The sequence below is a fragment of the Dyella sp. M7H15-1 genome, from assembly GCF_004114615.1.
Taxonomy (GTDB): domain Bacteria; phylum Pseudomonadota; class Gammaproteobacteria; order Xanthomonadales; family Rhodanobacteraceae; genus Dyella_B.
The window spans coordinates 2706130-2724042 of sequence record NZ_CP035300.1; the positions used below are offsets into that span (position 1 = coordinate 2706130).

General features: G+C 58.9%; 18 protein-coding genes and 1 pseudogene. 11 read left to right on the forward strand and 8 right to left on the reverse strand.

Translation table 11 applies throughout. The annotated features are described in order from the left end of the window. Positions 1-139 precede the first annotated feature (139 nt). Entirely contained in the window at positions 140-1996 is a 1857-nt protein-coding gene (gene rpoD, locus EO087_RS12550) for an RNA polymerase sigma factor RpoD (RefSeq protein ID WP_128899158.1), read from the forward strand. A 173-nt stretch (positions 1997-2169) separates the two neighbouring features. Here rpoD and EO087_RS12555 read toward each other — a convergent pair whose 3' ends face one another. The 3 genes from EO087_RS12555 to EO087_RS12565 are packed head-to-tail and all read right to left on the reverse strand — an operon-like array spanning position 2170 to position 4669. Then, positions 2170-2889: a pseudouridine synthase gene (locus EO087_RS12555; protein ID WP_128899159.1), complete on the reverse strand. Its 720-nt coding sequence runs from the start codon at positions 2887-2889 to the stop codon at positions 2170-2172. 8 nt (positions 2890-2897) lie between these two features. Continuing rightward, the gene (locus EO087_RS12560) at positions 2898-3677 is read right to left on the reverse strand and encodes an ABC transporter permease (protein ID WP_128899160.1); all 780 of its coding nucleotides are present in this window, start codon (positions 3675-3677) and stop codon (positions 2898-2900) included. Continuing rightward, a complete protein-coding gene (locus EO087_RS12565) occupies positions 3674-4669 on the reverse strand; it encodes an ABC transporter ATP-binding protein (RefSeq protein ID WP_240669048.1) in 996 nt (331 codons plus the stop codon). The genes EO087_RS12560 and EO087_RS12565 overlap by 4 nt, the downstream gene beginning before the upstream one ends. 134 nt (positions 4670-4803) lie before the next feature. Here EO087_RS12565 and EO087_RS12570 point away from each other — a divergent pair, with 134 nt between their 5' ends. The 5 genes from EO087_RS12570 (at position 4804) to EO087_RS16295 (ending at position 8087) form a co-directional block, all read left to right on the forward strand. Then, positions 4804-5550: an FAD-binding oxidoreductase gene (locus EO087_RS12570; RefSeq protein ID WP_128899162.1), complete on the forward strand. Its 747-nt coding sequence runs from the start codon at positions 4804-4806 to the stop codon at positions 5548-5550. Between the two features lie 118 nt (positions 5551-5668). Next, positions 5669-6106 (forward strand): type III secretion system chaperone, encoded by a 438-nt coding sequence (locus EO087_RS12575; RefSeq protein ID WP_128899163.1) that lies wholly within the window; start codon positions 5669-5671, stop codon positions 6104-6106. Positions 6107-6557: 451 nt separating this feature from the next. Further along, a complete protein-coding gene (locus EO087_RS12580) occupies positions 6558-7133 on the forward strand; it encodes a hypothetical protein (protein ID WP_164931834.1) in 576 nt (191 codons plus the stop codon). 33 nt (positions 7134-7166) lie between these two features. Then, positions 7167-7820 carry a hypothetical protein gene (locus tag EO087_RS12585; RefSeq protein ID WP_128899165.1) on the forward strand — a complete coding sequence of 218 codons (654 nt, stop codon included), beginning with the start codon at positions 7167-7169 and terminating at the stop codon, positions 7818-7820. 57 nt (positions 7821-7877) lie between these two features. Then, entirely contained in the window at positions 7878-8087 is a 210-nt protein-coding gene (locus tag EO087_RS16295) for a hypothetical protein (protein ID WP_164931835.1), read from the forward strand. Between the two features lie 66 nt (positions 8088-8153). Here the strand turns inward: EO087_RS16295 and hemH are convergent, their stop codons facing one another. Continuing rightward, on the reverse strand, positions 8154-9194 hold the full coding sequence (gene hemH / locus EO087_RS12590) for a ferrochelatase (protein WP_128899937.1): 1041 nt from the start codon (positions 9192-9194) through the stop codon (positions 8154-8156). Between the two features lie 122 nt (positions 9195-9316). Here hemH and EO087_RS12595 point away from each other — a divergent pair, with 122 nt between their 5' ends. The 5 genes and pseudogenes from EO087_RS12595 to EO087_RS12615 all read left to right on the forward strand — a co-directional run bounded on the left by EO087_RS12595 (position 9317) and on the right by EO087_RS12615 (position 12656). Beyond that, positions 9317-10009 (forward strand): lipid-binding SYLF domain-containing protein, encoded by a 693-nt coding sequence (locus EO087_RS12595; protein ID WP_128899166.1) that lies wholly within the window; start codon positions 9317-9319, stop codon positions 10007-10009. A gap of 59 nt (positions 10010-10068) precedes the next feature. Beyond that, the gene (tatA, locus tag EO087_RS12600) at positions 10069-10314 is read left to right on the forward strand and encodes a Sec-independent protein translocase subunit TatA (protein WP_128899167.1); all 246 of its coding nucleotides are present in this window, start codon (positions 10069-10071) and stop codon (positions 10312-10314) included. 18 nt (positions 10315-10332) lie between these two features. Beyond that, positions 10333-10527, forward strand: a pseudogene (gene tatB, locus EO087_RS16945) (Sec-independent protein translocase protein TatB); the annotation flags it as partial. A gap of 166 nt (positions 10528-10693) precedes the next feature. Further along, positions 10694-11446, forward strand: a complete 753-nt coding sequence (gene tatC, locus EO087_RS12610; protein ID WP_128899169.1) for a twin-arginine translocase subunit TatC — start codon at positions 10694-10696, stop codon at positions 11444-11446. 4 nt (positions 11447-11450) lie between these two features. Next, positions 11451-12656 carry an SAM-dependent methyltransferase gene (locus EO087_RS12615; RefSeq protein ID WP_128899170.1) on the forward strand — a complete coding sequence of 402 codons (1206 nt, stop codon included), beginning with the start codon at positions 11451-11453 and terminating at the stop codon, positions 12654-12656. Between the two features lie 89 nt (positions 12657-12745). Here the strand turns inward: EO087_RS12615 and EO087_RS12620 are convergent, their stop codons facing one another. From EO087_RS12620 to EO087_RS12635, 4 genes are all read right to left on the reverse strand, one after another. Continuing rightward, complete coding sequence (locus EO087_RS12620; RefSeq protein WP_128899171.1) at positions 12746-13186, reverse strand: hypothetical protein; 441 nt, start codon at positions 13184-13186, stop codon at positions 12746-12748. A gap of 145 nt (positions 13187-13331) precedes the next feature. After that, positions 13332-15521 carry an LTA synthase family protein gene (locus EO087_RS12625; RefSeq protein WP_240669049.1) on the reverse strand — a complete coding sequence of 730 codons (2190 nt, stop codon included), beginning with the start codon at positions 15519-15521 and terminating at the stop codon, positions 13332-13334. Positions 15522-15680: 159 nt separating this feature from the next. Then, complete coding sequence (locus EO087_RS12630; protein ID WP_128899938.1) at positions 15681-16919, reverse strand: multifunctional CCA addition/repair protein; 1239 nt, start codon at positions 16917-16919, stop codon at positions 15681-15683. Between the two features lie 46 nt (positions 16920-16965). After that, positions 16966-17910, reverse strand: coding sequence for a complex I NDUFA9 subunit family protein (locus EO087_RS12635; protein WP_128899173.1), 945 nt, complete (start codon positions 17908-17910; stop codon positions 16966-16968). Positions 17911-17913: the final 3 nt, after the last annotated feature.

Consider the following 17913-nt stretch of genomic DNA (forward strand, 5'->3'; position numbering starts at 1 on the left):
GAAAGGCTCCATACCCACGCCGAAGCCTGTGATTTGGCGCGATTTTTGCGTGGGTATTCTTCCGAAATTTTCCACTTGAACCTGGCCAAAAAAGCAGCACATCGCTATACTGATTGGTTCCTATCCCGCGGCGATTGGTATGAATAATAAAGCCCACGAGCAACAGTCAGAAATCAAAGCGCTTATCTCCAAGGGTTTGGAGCAGGGCTATCTGACTTACGCCGAGATCAACGATCACCTCCCCGACGACATCGTCGATCCGGAGCAGATCGAAGACATCATGGCGGTGCTCAAGGGTGTCGGCATCGACGTGCACGATGCCGCTCCGGATGCCGACCCGCTGACCGACAGCGCCCCCGGCTCCGCCACCGATGACGAAGCCGCCGCCGAAGAAGCCGTTGCCCTGCTGTCCGCCGTGGACGCCGAAGTGGGCCGCACCACCGATCCCGTGCGCATGTACATGCGCGAGATGGGCACGGTCGAGCTGCTGACCCGCGAAGGTGAAATCGCCATCGCCAAGCGCATCGAGGAAGGCCTCACCCAGGTGCAGACCGCCCTGGCGAGCTTCCCGCTGACCATCGAATTGCTACTGGAGGAATACGATCAGCACCTGGATGGCAAGCGCCGTCTCAGCGAAATCCTGGCCGGCTTCGCCGATCTGGAGCAGGCCGCCGACGCCGCCCAGGCCGAAGCCGAAGAGCAGGCCGCCGACAGCGAAAGCGACGAAGACGACGAAGACGTTGAAGGCGCCGGCGACGACGAGGATGCCGGTCCGAGCGGCCCCGATCCGGAAGAAGTGAAGCGCCGCATGGAACTGTTGCGCGACTACTACGGCAAGTTCCAGAAGGCCGCCCCCAAGGCAACCGACATCAATGACAAGAAAGTCACCAAGCTGCGCGACCAGATGGCTGAGGAATTCCTCAAGCTCAAGCTACCGTCCGCGCTGATCGATGGCTTCGTGCGCAAATTGCGCGAAGTCGTGGGCAACATCCGCCATCACGAGCGCATGCTGATGGACATCTTCGTCAAGCACGTGAAGATGCCCAAGGCCGAATTCCTCAAAACCTTCCCCAGCAACGAGGGCAACCTCGCCTGGGCGGAAGAGCTGGGCCGCAAGCGTCAGAAGTGGTCGCCCAACATCAAGCATTACCGTGAGCAGATCGATGTCGAGCAGGAAAAACTGCAAAACATCGAAAAGAAACTGTTCCTGCCACTGACCGACATCAAGGAAATCAACCGCAGCATGTCGGTAGGCGAAGCCAAGGCTCGCCGCGCCAAGAAGGAAATGGTGGAGGCCAACCTGCGTTTGGTGATCTCCATCGCCAAGAAGTACACCAACCGCGGCCTGCAATTCCTCGACTTGATCCAGGAAGGCAACATCGGCCTGATGAAGGCGGTGGACAAGTTCGAATACCGTCGTGGCTACAAGTTCTCCACCTATGCTACGTGGTGGATCCGCCAGGCCATCACCCGCTCGATCGCCGACCAGGCCCGCACCATCCGTATTCCGGTGCACATGATCGAAACGATCAACAAACTCAACCGCATCTCCCGCCAGATGCTGCAGCAGTTCGGCCGCGAGCCGACACCGGAAGAGCTGTCCAAGGAAATGGACATGCCCGAGGACAAAATCCGCAAGGTGCTGAAGATCGCCAAAGAGCCCATCTCCATGGAAACCCCGATCGGCGACGACGAAGATTCGCATCTGGGTGACTTCATCGAAGACATCAACGTCAGCTCGCCGATCGACTCGGCCACCGAGACCGGGCTGATCGAAACCGTGCGCGATGTCCTCGCCGGCCTCACCCCACGGGAAGCCAAAGTGCTGCGCATGCGCTTCGGCATCGATATGAACACCGACCACACCCTGGAAGAAGTCGGCAAGCAGTTCGACGTCACACGCGAGCGCATCCGCCAGATAGAGGCCAAGGCGCTGCGCAAGCTGCGTCACCCGAGTCGTTCCGAACAACTCCGCTCGTTTCTCGATATCGACTGAGCGCAACACATCAAACACCAACAAAAGCCCCGCAAATGCAGGGCTTTTTCTTTGCCTCCCCAGAAAACGAGGCATGATCAAGAGACGGAGTCTTCGCTGGGGTGACGAATCCGAGGTTTTTCACAACCTTGCAAGGTGAGTTGCTTGAGCATTCATTGCAGCGTGACGCCACATCACCACTGCGTACGACTGGGTAGCAGCTTCTTCAATTCCGCATCCGTAAGATTGCGCCATTGGCCCGGTTTCAAATGGCCCAGCTTCACATTGATGATGCGCACCCTGCGCAGTTGGGTCACGCGATAACCGAGCGCTGCCGCCATCAAACGTATTTGCCGGTTCAGGCCTTGCGTCAGCACGATGCCGAAGCCGAACTTGGCGATCTTGCGCGTCTTGCAGGGTTTGGTCATCTGCCCGTGAATGCGCACGCCGCGTGCCATGCCGGTCAGGAATTCCTCGGTCACCGGTTTGTTCACTGCAACCAGGTATTCCTTTTCGTGATGGTTTTCCACGCGCAGGATCTCGTTGACGATATCGCCGTTGCTGGTCAGCAGGATCAATCCCTCGGAATCCTTGTCCAGGCGTCCAATCGGAAAGATACGTTCCTGATGGGCGACAAAATCGATGATATTGCCGCTGACAGTTTGATCGGTGGTGCAGGTAATGCCCACTGGCTTGTTCAGTGCGATATAGACCCCGCGCTTGGCCGCTGGCGTGCTGGCCAGGATGCGCGCCTTGACGATCTCGCCATCGACACGCACTTCGTCACCTTCCAGCGCCTTGGCGCCGGTGGTGACGACCTTGCCATTGATGGTGACGCGTCCGGCCAGCAGCCACTCGTCCGCCTCGCGGCGCGAACACAGACCAGCTTCGCTGATGTACTTGTTGACGCGCATGGTAGGTTTTACGAACGCAAGCCCACGCCGCGGCGAAGCAGACTCAACGCAAGCCACGACAAGCCGGTCACGAAGATCACCATCACGCCAAAGGCCACGCCAACATGCACGTCGCTGATGCCCAGCACGCCGAAGCGGAACGCGTTGACCATGTACAGGATCGGGTTGATGCGCGAAATGGCCTGCCAGGGTTCGCTGAGCATGTTCACCGAATAGAACACGCCACCCAAGTAGGTCAGCGGCGTGAGCACGAAGGTGGGCACCAGGGCGATATCATCGAATTTCTTGGCGTAGATGGCATTCACAAAGCCGGCCAGCGAGAAGATCGTGGCGCCGAACAGCACCGACAGGATGGTGATCAGCGGATGCGCCACGTGCAGGTTGGTAAAGAACAACGCGATCAACAGCACCAGCAAGCCGACGATAAGGCCCCGCACCACGGCGCCGGTCACGTAGCCGAGCAAAATCACCCAGTTCGACATGGGCGACACCAGCATCTCTTCCACCGAGCGCTGAAACTTGGCGCCAAAGAAGGAGCTGGAAATGTTGCCGTAGCTGTTGGTGATGATGCTCATCATCACTAGGCCCGGCACGATGTACTGCATATAGGTGAATTCACCCTGGATGCTACCGATGCGACTGCCGATCAGCTTGCCGAAGATCACGAAATACAGCGTCATCGTGATGGCCGGTGGAATCAGCGTCTGCGTCCAGATGCGCATGATGCGCACGATCTCGCGGCGCATGATGGTTTGCAGGGCAACCAGGTTGCTGGCGAAATGACTCATGCTAAGTTCTCCTTGCCGGATTCCTGCCTGACCTGCTCTTGTCCACCCTGTTCTTGTCGACCCTGCTGTTGTCGACCATTCTCGACCAGGCGCACGAAAAGTTCTTCCAGGCGGTTGGTCTTGTTACGCATGGAGGTCACGCTGATACCGTGCGTGCTGAAGGCTTCGAACAGCGTGTTCATGGCCTGCGTACGCGGCATTTCAGCTTCCAGCGTGCGCTCGTCGATGCGGCGGAAGGTGATGCCGGTCAGGATGGGTAGGTGTTCCGGAAGGTTGGCCGCGTCGAACACAAAGGTTTCCACGTCCAACTTGGCCAGCAACTGCTTCATCGTGGTGTTTTCCACGATGGTGCCGTGGTCGATGATGGCGATATTGCGGCACAGCTGCTCGGCTTCTTCCAGATAGTGCGTGGTAAGGATCACCGTGGTGCCGGCCGCATTGATGCCGCTGATGAACTGCCACATCGAGCGACGAATCTCGATATCCACGCCGGCGGTCGGTTCGTCCAGGATCAACAGGCGCGGCTCGTTCATCATCGCGCGGGCGATCATCAGGCGACGCTTCATGCCGCCGGACAACATGCGTGCCTGATCCTGCGCCTTCTCCCACAAACGTAGTTCCTTCAGGTATTTTTCGGCGCGTTCGGCGGCGATCTTGCGCGGAATACCGTAGAAGCCAGCTTCGTTCACGCAGATATCGAATGGCTTCTCGAACTGGTTGAAGTTGATCTCCTGTGGAACCAGGCCGATCAGCTTCATCGCCTCGTTGCGGCGCTTGTTGACGGAGACGCCGAAAATCTCCGCGTCGCCGTTGGTGGAGTTCACCAATGAGGAGAGAATGCCGATCAGTGTGGATTTACCGGCACCGTTGGGGCCCAGCAGGGCGAAAAAGTCGCCAGGCCGCACCGTGAGGCTGATGCCCTTGAGGGCCTGGACACCGTTGCCGTAGGTTTTACGCAGGTCTTTGACGACCAGTGCGGGGGTAGAGGACATGAGCTGCACCATAGAGTTGGGGGATGCTCTGGCGCAGAGTGCGCCAGAGCATCCCATGCCCTTTATTATAGCGGGCCTTGTCCCGACGGCTGGTCTGGTCGGGCGTACCGACTGTTTCCCATCCGGATATTTGCATGGCCGAACATTTCACCCTACGTCTTGCCGACAGCTACATGCTTGCTCCCAGCGTGCGCCACCTAGCCTTCGAGCGCGTCGATAGGCAACCTCTGGCGTTCATTCCCGGGCAGTTCCTGCAGATTCACTTCCATTACGACGACGGTACGGCCACCAAGCGCAGCTATTCGGTGGCGACCGTGGGCGACGGCAGCTCGCCGGTACAGCGCATCGAGATGGCGGTGAGCTACGTGGATGGCGGCGCGGCGACCAAGTTGCTGAGCGGGCTTGAACTGGGTGGAACCATCGAGGCAAGCGGCCCGTACGGGCGGTTCTGCCTGCAAGACGGCGACACGCATCCGCGCTACTTGCTGCTTGCGACGGGCACCGGTGTTACGCCGTACCGTGCCATGTTGCCGCAGTTCGAAAAGCTGCTTGCGAAAGGCGATCGTGAAGTGGTGCTGCTTTACGGTGCGCGCAATGAGGCTGAGTTGCTTTATGGCGAAGAATTCGAAGCCTTCGCGCAAGCCCATCCCGGTTTCACCTTCCACGGTTGCCTGAGCCGACAGTCTCGTGCGGTGCCGCGCTCCCACGATCGTTCCGGTCACGTGCAGAGCGTGCTGGTCGAAATCGCTCCTGCCGCGGAGCGGGACATCGCTTATCTGTGTGGCAATCCCAACATGGTCGATGCCGCTTTCAATGCACTGAAGGAATTCGGTTTGCCGATTCTGCAGATTCGTCGCGAGAAATACATTTCTTCGCGCTGATACCGATGAGGTGAGCGAAGCAGACGCTCGTCGCCAGCTAAGGTGTTTACCTGATATCGAATTTTCACCTTGTAGATAGTCTTAGCGGCGCTCTAACACTCATCTCTGGTACATACACATGACTCTCCCTGCTCCTTCGGTCCAGGCCGTGTTGACTGAGTTTGCCCACCACCATGGTATTGCCGGGTTTACCTTAAGCCATGAAGGCACCGCTGCCTTGCGCCTGCCAGATGGCATGGAAGTTTTCCTGGAAGTAGTGGAAACCGCCGCGAAGTTGTTTGTCTACGTCCCGTTGGACACCCTTCCCCAAGGACAAGCGCGCCAGGCTTATCTGGAACAACTGTTGCACCTCAATTGCCTGGAGCATGGCACGGTAGGCGCCACGCTCGCCGTGGATAGCCATACCGAGACCGTTTTACTGCAAATCGGTCTCCCGCTCGCGGAATTGACGGCGCCGCGTTTAGAAGCCTCCATGCAAATCCTAGTGCAGCGCCAGCCACTTCTTGTCGCGTTGTTGCGCAGACCAGTCTCCGCACACTCATTAATGACTAATTAGGAATAGCCTCATGCATGTTGGTCCTTATCAGCGCGTTAATCCTTATCAACGTGAGGTATCTGTGTCGGATACCTCGCAATCACCTGCCAGTGATGCACCAACGCCCGCTGGCAGAGGCGTTTTTCACGGTACCCAAGTCTTGGATGCGCCACCTGCTCGGGGTGGGCGAGGCACGGACCATGGGCCTCGCGGCAGGTTCAGCGGGCGAGGCCAGTCCAGGTCCACCGGTAACCATCACACGTCGGCACCGGTTCCTTCGTCAGGTCGCGGTGCGCCTCTCTCGCCCAATGCGGCCCCAGGTATCCACACAGAGTCAGCGCCGGTGGATGGGAGGCCGGCCGTTAAGGGCAAAGCACCGGCTGCACCGATCCAATCAGCCGGCGCACTGCGCGCGGCATTGCGAGCGCAACCGTGCCGGTTAAATGTGTTGACGTGTGCATGCTGGTTCAAAATGATGAAACACTTCGATCGGCCTACGCCGGATGATCTCAAGTTGCTCGTGGAGCAGCTCCCCACGCTTGTAAGCAACTCACTCGAGAAGACATTGAATGAGCAAACGTATGCCCAATGGAGCTCGCTATTTCTAAAAGTCGGGAACGACCCTCATGGCAGGCAGCAGTTGGAACCGTTATTGCACGCCATGGCCGACTGGTTGAACGGCCTGCCAGAAGGATTGGGGCCTCGGGCCGTGGGCACCCTCCTTTACAACTTGCAGGCGATGCCATCCACCCCGGGCACCGAGGCGGTGCTGCAGGCCATGGCCTGGCACATTTCCAAGACACCCTTTTTAGATGCCCAAGCCATCGGCAATGCCCTGTACGGGCTGCAGAACATGCCTTCGACGGACGGCACCGAGGAGGTGTTGCAGGCCATGGCTAAGCACATTTCCCCCGAGCTCTCTTTATCTGCCCAAGCCATCGGCAATGCCCTGTACGGGCTGCAAAACATGTCGTCGACTCCAGGCACCGAGGCGGTGCTGCTGGCCATAGCTGAGCACATTTCCCCCGAGCTCTCTTTATCTGCCTAAGCCATCGGCAATGCTCTGTACGGGCTGCAAAACATGCCGCCGACGGCGGGTACTCACGCGGTGCTGTATGCTTTGGTCGTGCATGCGAAACGCATCAGCGCTAATGATTTGGCCGGTATCCCGCCGGAAACCTATCTGTCCGAGTGTATCTTCAGCGTGAGAAACCATCTCACCCATCCCTCGGTACCCTCTTTAATCACCCAGATCAGTGGCTCATTGAACTTGCCACTCCGTCCGCAGGACCTCATGCCTGCGACCTATTCCAAGACGCTTTGGTGGTTACTAAACCCTCGACACATTTATCCTGATCCCCAACACGGTCACCTACTTGCAGTGGATCTTCACTACTTGTCACACAAGTTAGGTCACGCGTTTTGCACCATGGCGCTCCATCAGCTACTACCCTCCCGCGACGCCCTCCGGGTCGTCTATGGTTCATCGCGTCATCTGGCTGCGAACAAAGGGAAGATGCGTGCAAGCGCGGAACTAGCGCTGAGTCAATTTAAGGGTGAGGGGTACACCATGACCTATGCGTTCCAGGAAAACCAACCCTACGTGCAGGTCACGAAGAAGGCAGGGAACGCGCATCACCCACTTCCACCGGGGCAATGGAATGTAGCGGCCAAAGCGTTTGTTCCAAGATCCCGCGCTGCGGTGGCAGAGGAACATCACAACGAAGAAACCTAATCGGACGTCACGATGAGGTCCGATCGAAATGATCTTCGTACCCGGAGCAGCGTAGGGATGCCATCCAGAACCGTGTTACGCATCGTTGTTGTCACAGTGGTTATCAGTGCACTCGCCTATCCGTGCTGGCGAATGGATAAGTCGTCGCACGTGGTGCCGGAAAACACCACGTCGACACCCGCCTCGTTGACAGCCGCATCTGGCAAGTACAATACAACGGCGCTTTTTTATGCCTTGCAAGATGATTATGCCGAGACGTTTCAGTGACGATCCGCGGCACATCCATCGGCTGCTATGGCGGGTGTACCTGCATGGGTAAATCCATCCGCGCGATTACAAAAATTCCCGCCAGCCTTGCGTATGGCGCAGGATCAATGCAGTCAGACTGGCGATTTGTTCGGTGCTGTCATTGAGTGCGGGGATATAGCGCAGCGCTTCGCCTCCGGCAGCCGTAAAGAAATCGCGGTTCTGCATGGCGATTTCCTCTAGCGTTTCCAGGCAATCCACCGCGAAGCCGGGGCAGGCCACGTCTAGTTGTTTGATACCTTCCGCAGCGAGGCGACGCACGGTGGCGTCGGTGTAAGGTTGCAGCCACGGCTCGCGTCCCACGCGTGACTGAAAGCTCACCAGAAGCTGCGTTTCATCCTGTCCAAGTCGCTGCCGCAGTTGTTTTGCGGTGGCGTGGCACTGATGGAAATACGGATCACCCGCATCCACATAGCGCTGCGGAATGCCGTGGAACGACAGCAGCAGCTTTTCGCCGCGGCCATGTGCTGCCCACCAGCGTTCGACCGATAGCGCCAGAGCTTCGATATGCCCGTCATCATCGTGATAGTCGTTGACGATGCGCAGCTCCGGTGGCCAACGCAATTGCTTGAACGTATCGGCCACGGCATCGATCACCGAGCCGGTGGACGTGGCCGAGTACTGCGGATACAGCGGCAACACCAGCAGGCGCCGCACGCCTTCGCGCTGGAGCTGCTCGATTTGCGCACGCACGGAAGGGGTGCCGTAGCGCATAGCCAGCGCTACGCGGATCGGCCCCGGCCGGCCTTGCCGCAACGTGGCGTGCAAAGCGGTAGCGAGCTTTTCCGAGCCAACCCGTAGTGGAGAACCTTTGGCCGTCCACACCCGCGCATAAGCGCGCGCGGAACGTGCCGGGCGGATGCGCAGAATCACCCCGTGCAAGATCAGACGCCACAACCAGCGCGGGTATTCGATCACGCGTGGGTCGCCCAGAAACTCCGCTAGATAGGGGCGTAGTGCCCGCGCGGTAGGGGCATCTGGTGTGCCAAGATTCACGAGCAATACGCCAGCCTGTGCAGGCTGATCGTAGGATGGGCCGGCGAGACCGGTATAGTGGCTGCGTGGCATCATGGCGAGAGTAGCTGATCAGCAAGCAAAGTCTGCCATAGATAGAGCCAGCCTCCGCATCGCGCCGGTATCATGCCGGCTATCGAACACGATTCCACTCTTTGCATTCACCGGAGCTGTCCATGTTCAAAGCATCGCTGCGTCGTCTTCCGTTCATGATCCTGGCGCTTTTGCTGCCTGTCGCTGCTGTGCATGCCGATGACGATACCCCCATAGCCCATGCGCAAAGTGCGGTGCGCGTACTCAACGAGATCGAACAGGCACCCGACAAGTCGATTCCCGGCGATCTGCTCCGGGACGCCAAAGCGATTGCCGTGGTTCCCGACGTGCTGAAAGTCGGCTTCGTCTTCGGCGGACGCCGCGGCGAAGGTCTTATCTCGGTTAAGAATCCCGATGGCACCTGGTCCAATCCCAGCTTCGTGGTGCTGGGCGGCGGCAGCTTCGGCTTCCAGGCAGGGGTCTCCAAGACCGACGTGATCCTGGTGTTCCGCACGCAGCGTGGCGTGGATTCCATCGTCAATGGCAAATTCACCATCGGCGCCGATGCCTCGGCTGCCGCAGGCCCGGTGGGTCGCACCGCCTCGGCGGCCACTGACCAACAGCTAAAGGCCGAGATCTACTCCTACTCGCGCGCGCGCGGCCTGTTTGCCGGCGTTGCGCTCGATGGTTCGGTGATCAAGATCGATTATGACGCCAACAAGGCAGTCTACGGACAGGGCATCACCCCGCGACGTATTTTTGAAGGGGGCGTAAGCAACGTTCCTGCGCCTGTCGTGGCCTTCCGCGACGCCCTGGAGGAGTACACTTCCCACTGATCGGAAGGCTGGCGGCTGCACCCGCAGTCGCAGACGGCACACTCCGCAACGAGGTTCTCATGGGTTTGGATAGCATTTGGCATTGGGCGATCCTGTTGATCATCATTCTGCTGGTGTTCGGCACTGGCAAGTTGACCCGGGTGGGTTCCGATCTCGGCAACGCTGTGAAGGGCTTCAAGAAGGCCATGCAAGGCGATGAGGACGAGGAAAAGCGCAAGGCGCAGGAAAAACTCCAGGCGGATCCACCGCCGAGCGAGAACACCCAGGCCAACCAGAATCAACGCGATTCCAGCGAATCGAAGTAACCGAACAGGAATGGCACCGTGATAGAGATCAGCCTCGGCAAGCTGGTGTTGCTGGCGCTGGTCGCACTGATCGTGCTTGGCCCGGAAAAATTGCCGCACGCCGCACGTACGGCCGGTGCGCTGGTGCGTCGTTTGCGCTCCGGATGGGACAGTGTGCGTGCCGAAGTCGAGCGTGAGCTGGAAATCGAGGAGCTCAAGCGCACCGCACGCGAAGCTTCGGCAAAGGCCGAAGCCATACAGGCCGAGATGAACAAGGCGGCGCGCGAAACACGCGAACAGGTTGCCGCCACCGCCACCGAAGTGCGCAACGAAGTACAGAGCAACGTGGCGGAAGTGAAAAAAGAAATCACCCAGCTCGACCCGGCGAAGGAATCCAAACATGGCAGCGCCTGAGCCTGAAGGTCTGGAGCAGGGGCTGTTCGCGCATTTGATCGAATTGCGCTCGCGCCTGATCAAGGCCATTCTGGCGATCGTGGTGGTGCTGGCGGCGCTGGTGCCTTTTGCCAATCGTTTGTATGCCTTACTGGCTGAGCCCTTGGTATCGCGCCTACCGCAAGGTGCGCATCTGATTGCCACGGAAGTGACCAGCCCCTTCATCACACCCTTGAAGCTGGCGTTCTACACCGCGTTGTTCATTGCGATGCCGGTGGTGCTGTATCAACTGTGGTCTTTCGTAAGCCCTGGTTTATACAAGCACGAGCAGCGCCTGGCGCGGCCGTTATTGATCGCTGCATTGGTACTGTTCTATGTCGGTGGCGCGTTCGCCTATTTCCTGGTCCTGCCCGCCGCGTTCCGCTTTCTTACGGCGGTGACGCCGCAGGGCGTGGAGATGATGACCGACATCACGCATTATCTCGATTTCGTGATGCTGATGTTCTTTGCCTTCGGCCTGTGTTTCGAAGTGCCGGTGGCAGTGGTCATTCTTGCGGCTGTAGGCGTGGTGGATCTGGACAAGCTGCGCAAGGGCAGGCGCTACGCCTTGGTGGGCGCTTTCGCTATCGCCGCCGTGGTGACGCCGCCGGACATCACCTCGATGATCATGCTCGCCATTCCAATGTGCCTGCTCTACGAAATGGGTGTGCTCGCGGTACGCTGGCTGATCAAGCCAGCTACCGCGGAAGCGTCCTCCTGATCCAATGAATTCTTCAAGAACTTCCCGCCTGCCGGAACCAGCTGCCGACGAACTCGCACATTCCGAACGCCTGTTGCAGCATTTGCGCGAGCAGATCGCCGCGCGTGGCCCCATGCCGTTCTCGCACTACATGGAGCGCTGCCTCTATGCGCCGGGCTTGGGCTATTACAGCGCCGGCAAGACCAAGTTTGGCGAAGCTGGGGATTTCATCACGGCGCCGGAGCTGGGCGATCTTTTTGCGCACTGCGTCGTTCAGGCCGTGCATCCGGTCATGACCATGCTTGGCAGCGAGGCGGATTTTCTTGAGCTTGGTGGTGGCAGCGGTGCTTTTGCCGAAGCCGCCTTGTGCGCTTTGGCGGATGCCGGGGTACTGCCGCATCGTTATTTGATTCTGGAACCAAGCGCCGATCTGCGCGAGCGCCAGCGCGAACGGATCATCACGGCGTTGCCATCCGAGCTGGCCCATCGCGTCGCCTGGATCGATCGCCCGCCGGAAGAAAACTGGCGTGGTGTGTTGTTCGCCAACGAAGTGATTGACGCCTTGCCGACCACGCGCTTTGTCATCCGTCACGGCGAAGTGTATGAAGAGCATGTGGCGCTGGATGGCGAAGGGCATTTGCTGCGTGTCGACCGTCCAGCGGATGCGCTGGTATCCGGCGCAGTGCGGCATGTGGAGCGCGATCTGGGGCGAGCATTCGAGGATGCCTATCGCTCGGAAATCCTGCCGCAGTTGCCGTACTGGATCCAGGCCATCGCAGGCTCGCTCAAGGCGGGCCTGATGCTTTTCATCGACTACGGTTACGTGCGTCGCGAGTTCTATCTGCCGGAACGCCGGGACGGTACGCTGATGGCACACTATCGCCATCGCGCCCACCACGATCCCTTCTACTTGCCTGGCCTCAACGATCTCACGGCGTCGGTCGATTTCACCGCGCTGGCCGAAGCCGGCAACCATGCTGGTTTCGACGTGGCCGCTTATCTTCCGCAAGCACAGTTTCTGATTGCCGCCGGTTTGCAACAGATTTTCGAGCAAACCTACGAGCAAGCAGACGACGTTACACGCCTTCGCCTCGCCCAACAGGTAAGAAAACTTACGCTTCCGGACCAGATGGGTGAGCGCTTCCAGGCCATGTTGTTTGCAAAAGGGCTTCCCGCACTGCCACTACCGGCAGAGCTACTTGCGTTAGATCAAGGCTGTCGCCTTTATTGACCGGCTACGCCGTTGAGAAGCGCCCTTGCCTTCGCTGGGATGATGACTCACTCACGTGAATCACGCCCAAAAATCGAACGCCATCAACGCTAATTTCCGTAAAGAACCTGGTCGCAGGTTGCATTGATATTATTATTATTCTTTCCTAAATAATTCACATTTATATCGCTGAAATTGTCATCGGGACTGCTAGCAGTACGCACGAAAGGACTGTTCTTACCCCAATCGGCAGTGCACTCCCGGCTCAAATCGCCACAAAACTGTTTTGCTCTATCTAAAGAACCAAACTGGCCGGCCATGGTGAAATACCAATCTCCCGCCGTGGTCTGTTTCCAGAATCCATTGAGCCAAGTCGACCCCGAGTAAGGCCCAACTAGGTCTTCATTTATCCATTCATTTGGTATGTGAGAATTCGATGACCATTGCCAATCTCCAGAAGTGGCCTGGCAGACAAGATACGTTGTCGCTGCAGAGGCAGAAAGACTTGAGAAGAGGGAAAGAAGACTGAGCAAAAGAGTTAATTTTTTCATTTTGTTAATGCTAAAGCATAGTTCAGATTCGATGATTCAAGTGTTACATGAAAACCTGGCAAAGCCCATCCGTTACACACCTTATTTTCGATGTCAGGCCGGGTGAGTAGGGGGTGAACTGAGGTGAGTCCGCGTATTGATCGTCTCAATGAGGCGCGGCAACGCTGCTTGCGGGCGCGGGTGCCGAGCTGGCGGGGGCAGGGGCGGGCGTCGCGGCCACGGGTAGCGCATCCGACGCCTTGCGGGCCAGCAGACCATGCTTGAACAGATAGCTGGCCACTTGATAGTCGGCGGTGGCGTTGTTGAGGTCGTCCTCGTTGATCGTGGACACCGGTGTGGCATCACCGGTATCGAAATCCGGCGTGACCTGTTCGAACTTGCGTTGCGGTTCGAGGATGCTCAGCAGGTTGCCGTGCAGGTAGCCCAGTTTTTCGTAAGTGGCCGGGAAGGCGCGTTCCTGGCCTGGCGAGAGGTGGAATACATCGTGGCCGAAGAAGCGGCTGCGGTAGCTGAAGTTGAGCAGGCCGAGCAGGGTGGTAGGGATGTCGATCTGCGACATCGACGTCTCGATGCGCTTCGGCGCAAAGTGCTTCGGCGCATAGATCCACAGCGGGATGTGATAGCGGTCGATGGGAATGCTGCTGCGGCCCGCGCTCGACGCACAGTGATCGGCGGTGATCACGAACACGGTGTCATCGAAATAGGGTTTGCTGTGTGCGCGGCTGATGAAGTCGACGATGGACCAGTCGGTGTAGGCGATGGCGCCTTCACGCGTGCCATTGCGCTCCTTCACACGTCCGTCTGGGAAGGTGAAGGGGCGATGGTTGGAGGTGGTCATGATGTGTAGGAAGAAGGGTTTGTCCTGCGCATGGATCGCATCCATCTGGCTCAGCGCCAGCGTGTAGAGATCTTCGTCGGCAACGCCCCACACGTTCTGGCCATGGATTGGCATGTTTTTCGGAATCGAGCCGCGGTCCACGATCTGGTAACCGTTGTGGCTGAAGAAGTAGTTCATGTTGTCGAAATAGCCATAGCCGCCATACACGAACTGCGACACGTACCCGTGCTGGTCGAAAATCCGGCCCAGCGACAGCATGTCCTCGTTGTGCGCCTGCTTGAGGATCGAGTCGCCCGGGGTGGGCGGTATCGACATCGACAGCGCTTCCAAGCCACGTACGGTACGCGTGCCGTTGGCGTAGAGATGATCGAAGAACAGGCTCTGTCCGGCCAGCGCGTCGAGGTTGGGTGTGATGTCGCCGTGGCTGGCGCCGAAGGTTTTGAGGAAATCGGCGGACAGGCTTTCCACACTGATCAGTACCACGTTCAGATGCTGCTCCGGTCCTTGATGATGGATCTCGCGCGTGAGGTCGCGCGGGTCGTTGCTGACATAGCTGGCATCCGGGGTCTTCAATTGCGCCCGTACCCGCGCAAAGGCTTCGTCCAGTGGCAGCGTGCGATAGAAGCGGTCGTAGTCCAGGTGGCTGCTGCGAAAGGCTGCAAAGAACTGGTAGATGCCATTGCCGGCCAGTTCGTTGACGTAGGTATTGTTGGTGTGATCTTTGGTCGAGCTGTTGACCACGAACAGCGACAGTACCGTCAACACGAACCACGTGGCCACCACCTTGGTGCGCTGTCCGAAGCGTGTGCCGCTGTCGCGAGTGCGTAGGGCATTGCGCGACAGCAGCAGGATCACGATGGCCAGCAAGGCCAGCAACGCCAGCCAGCGGCCAATGGGGTACGACTCACGGATGTTGTCCACCACCTCGGTGGTGTAGACCAGATAGTCCACCGCGATAAAGTTGAAGCGCACACCGAATTCGTTCCAGAACACCAGTTCGGATGCGGCCACGAACAACAGACCGAACAGCAGCAGCAGGCAGAGCAGGTAGAGTCCGCGCTGACCACTGCGTGCACTGTAGGACAGCGCAGGCATCGGCAGGAAGAACAGGAACACCAGCAGCACCGGCCATACATCGGCGATGGCGGCATGGATGGCCAAATGCAGGGCGTACAACGTCAGCGCATAGAGCGCTGCGAGCGACAGAATGTAGATCAGCCATTGCTTCATCGTGGAAATCCATGGCCGCTTTGACGGCACAATCCACAAGAACAGCAGCAACGGCCAGCCTACGTAGAGCAGGGTGATCAGATCAGAGCAAAACCCGACGCCAAAGGCATATAGCCAGTCCAGCGGATGGTGCGGGATGCCCTTGCCGGTCATCACCAGCAGCGCGACTCGCGTCACGGCGCCCAGGGCGACATAAACGATGCCAAGCCACCACAAGGGGCGAAAACGGTCGCGAAGCGAAGAGCGGGGGGAAAAAGTCAATGACACGGCGTGCTCTGTTCTGGGGGGGGCGGTAAGACGCAATGCTCCGAAAAGGCGCTGGATCCCAACTTTCGCTGGGATGACGAGCATGGAATCCCGGCGTTCGGTGCATTGCGGTAAGACAATGGTGCTTTATACGCCGATTGGACTAAGTGTTACAAAGTTTCATTGACCAGCTTTGCGGTGGTGGAGCGCCTCGGCGATGGCATGGATGCGGGCCTTTTCGATGGCTGCACCTACCGCCGGACCTTGCAAGCCCTGCGCGACAAACGGTGCCGAAGTGATCGCAGCGGCGGCATCGCGTGCACTCTTCAGCCAGTCAGCCTGAGGGTAGTCATCCTGTTCGTGATCTAGGCGGCCACGCTTGTCCGCCAGGCACGCGGTGAGGAAGGTCTGCAACCGTTCCGGCCGACGCAGCGCATCAAGCGAGGTCAGCAGCTTCAGCATCGTGGCAGGCTTCAATTCGAGTGCGCGATGGGCGTTGATGTGTTCGCGGCACACCAGCTCGGCCAACTTGGCGTATTCGGTGGGCACTTTCAGGCGTGTGACCAGCGCGCGCAACGGTTCTATACCGCGTTGCTCGTGCCCGTGATGACGCGGCAGTTCGTTTTTGGGTGTCCGTGCCTTGCCGAGGTCGTGGGTGAGGGCACAGAAGCCGACCAGATCGTTACCGGGTGCCAGTCGTGCGGCCGTATCCAGGGTCATTTCCAGGTGCGCGCCGGTATCCACTTCGGGATGATATTCCGCCCGTTGCGGCACACCGTAGAGGACATCGACTTCGGGAAACAGTACGGCCAGTGCGCCCGATGCCCGCAACACCCGCAGGAACGCAGAGGGCTGCGCTTCGCCCAACGCCTTGCGTGTTTCCGCCCACACGCGCTCCGGCACCAGATGATCGATTTCGCCATCGCGCACCATCTGCTGCAATAGCGACATGGTTTCCTCAGCCACGGTAAAGCCGAGCGGGGCAAAACGCGCAGCAAAGCGCGCGACACGCAGCAGGCGAACCGGGTCTTCGACGAAGGCCGGTGAGACGTGCCGCAACAGGCGTTGTTCCAGGTCACGCACGCCGTGGTGGGGATCCACCAGGTTGCCATGCTCGTCTTCGGCAATCGCGTTGATGGTCAGGTCGCGCCGAGCCAGATCTTGCTCTAGCGTCACGTCCGGATCGGCCTGGAAGGCGAAGCCGTGATAGCCCCGTCCGGTCTTGCGTTCGGTGCGCGCCAGTGCGTATTCCTCACTGGATTGTGGGTGCAGGAATACCGGGAAATCCTTGCCGACAGGTTTATAACCAAGCGCCAGCATATCCGCCGGACGGACGCCGACAACCACATGGTCATGATCGACCACTGGCCGTTGCAGCAATTTGTCGCGGACTGCACCGCCAACTAGATAAGTGCGCATGGAGGCATTTTGCCACGTCGGGCTCATGGTGCCCGTGGCGACAACGTCACGGGTGGCGATACGCGTTTCGCGCTGCATCCAGGCGGTGCTGGCGCGGCAAGCCGTGAATAAGCCTGGGCAGCCAGGGTGTAAAGGGCTGCGGCGTGATGCCAAGTGCCGCATAGCCATCCACCTTGCCGATCGAATCGGTGCGCAGCGAGAGGAAATTGTCAGGCGAAAAAGGCTTGCCCGGCAGCCAACCGGCAATTTGGGCCTGCAGACGCCCGAGGCTGTCGGGCAAGGGTATGATCGGTGTGCGCAAACCGGCGGCATCGCGGATGGCGCGCACCATCTCGCCGAGCGCGAGCACTTCAGGGCCATAGAGTTCGAAACTGCGCCGCACGGCGAGTTTGTCGTCGGTGATGCAACGGGCCATCGCTTCGGCCACATCGCCTGCATAGGTGGGTGCAAGGCGTGAGGCGGCGCGTGCCAGCGGAAGCACTGGCATCTTGCGCAGCAAGCTTGCGAAACGAGTGACCAGACCATCGCTATCGCCGAAGATCACGCTGGGCTGATAGATGGTCCAGTTCAGCGATGATGCCTTGACCAACGTTTCCACTTCGCCGCGTGTTTTCAGGTATTGCGACAAACCTTGGCCGGCCTTGAGCGAACTCATCTGGTGCAGGCGCTTTACGCCCGTGGCCTTGCAAGCTTCGATCAAGCGTTTGGTCAGATCGATGTAGACATGCTGGAAGGTGTGGTGACCTTGCGGATTGAGAATGCCGATCAGGTTGATCACCGTATCGGCATCTTCAAGTTGATGGCGCAACACGGCGCCATCGTAGACGTCTGCGCTGCGAATCGTGACAGCAGGCAGCACGGCCATGCTGCGATGTAACTCGCGATTGCGTGAGAGCAGGGTAAGGCGATGTCCGTCTGCGGCCAGTCGGGGTACGAGGTAGCTGCCGACGAAACCGGTTCCGCCGAGTATCACGATGTGCTGGGTTGTCATGTC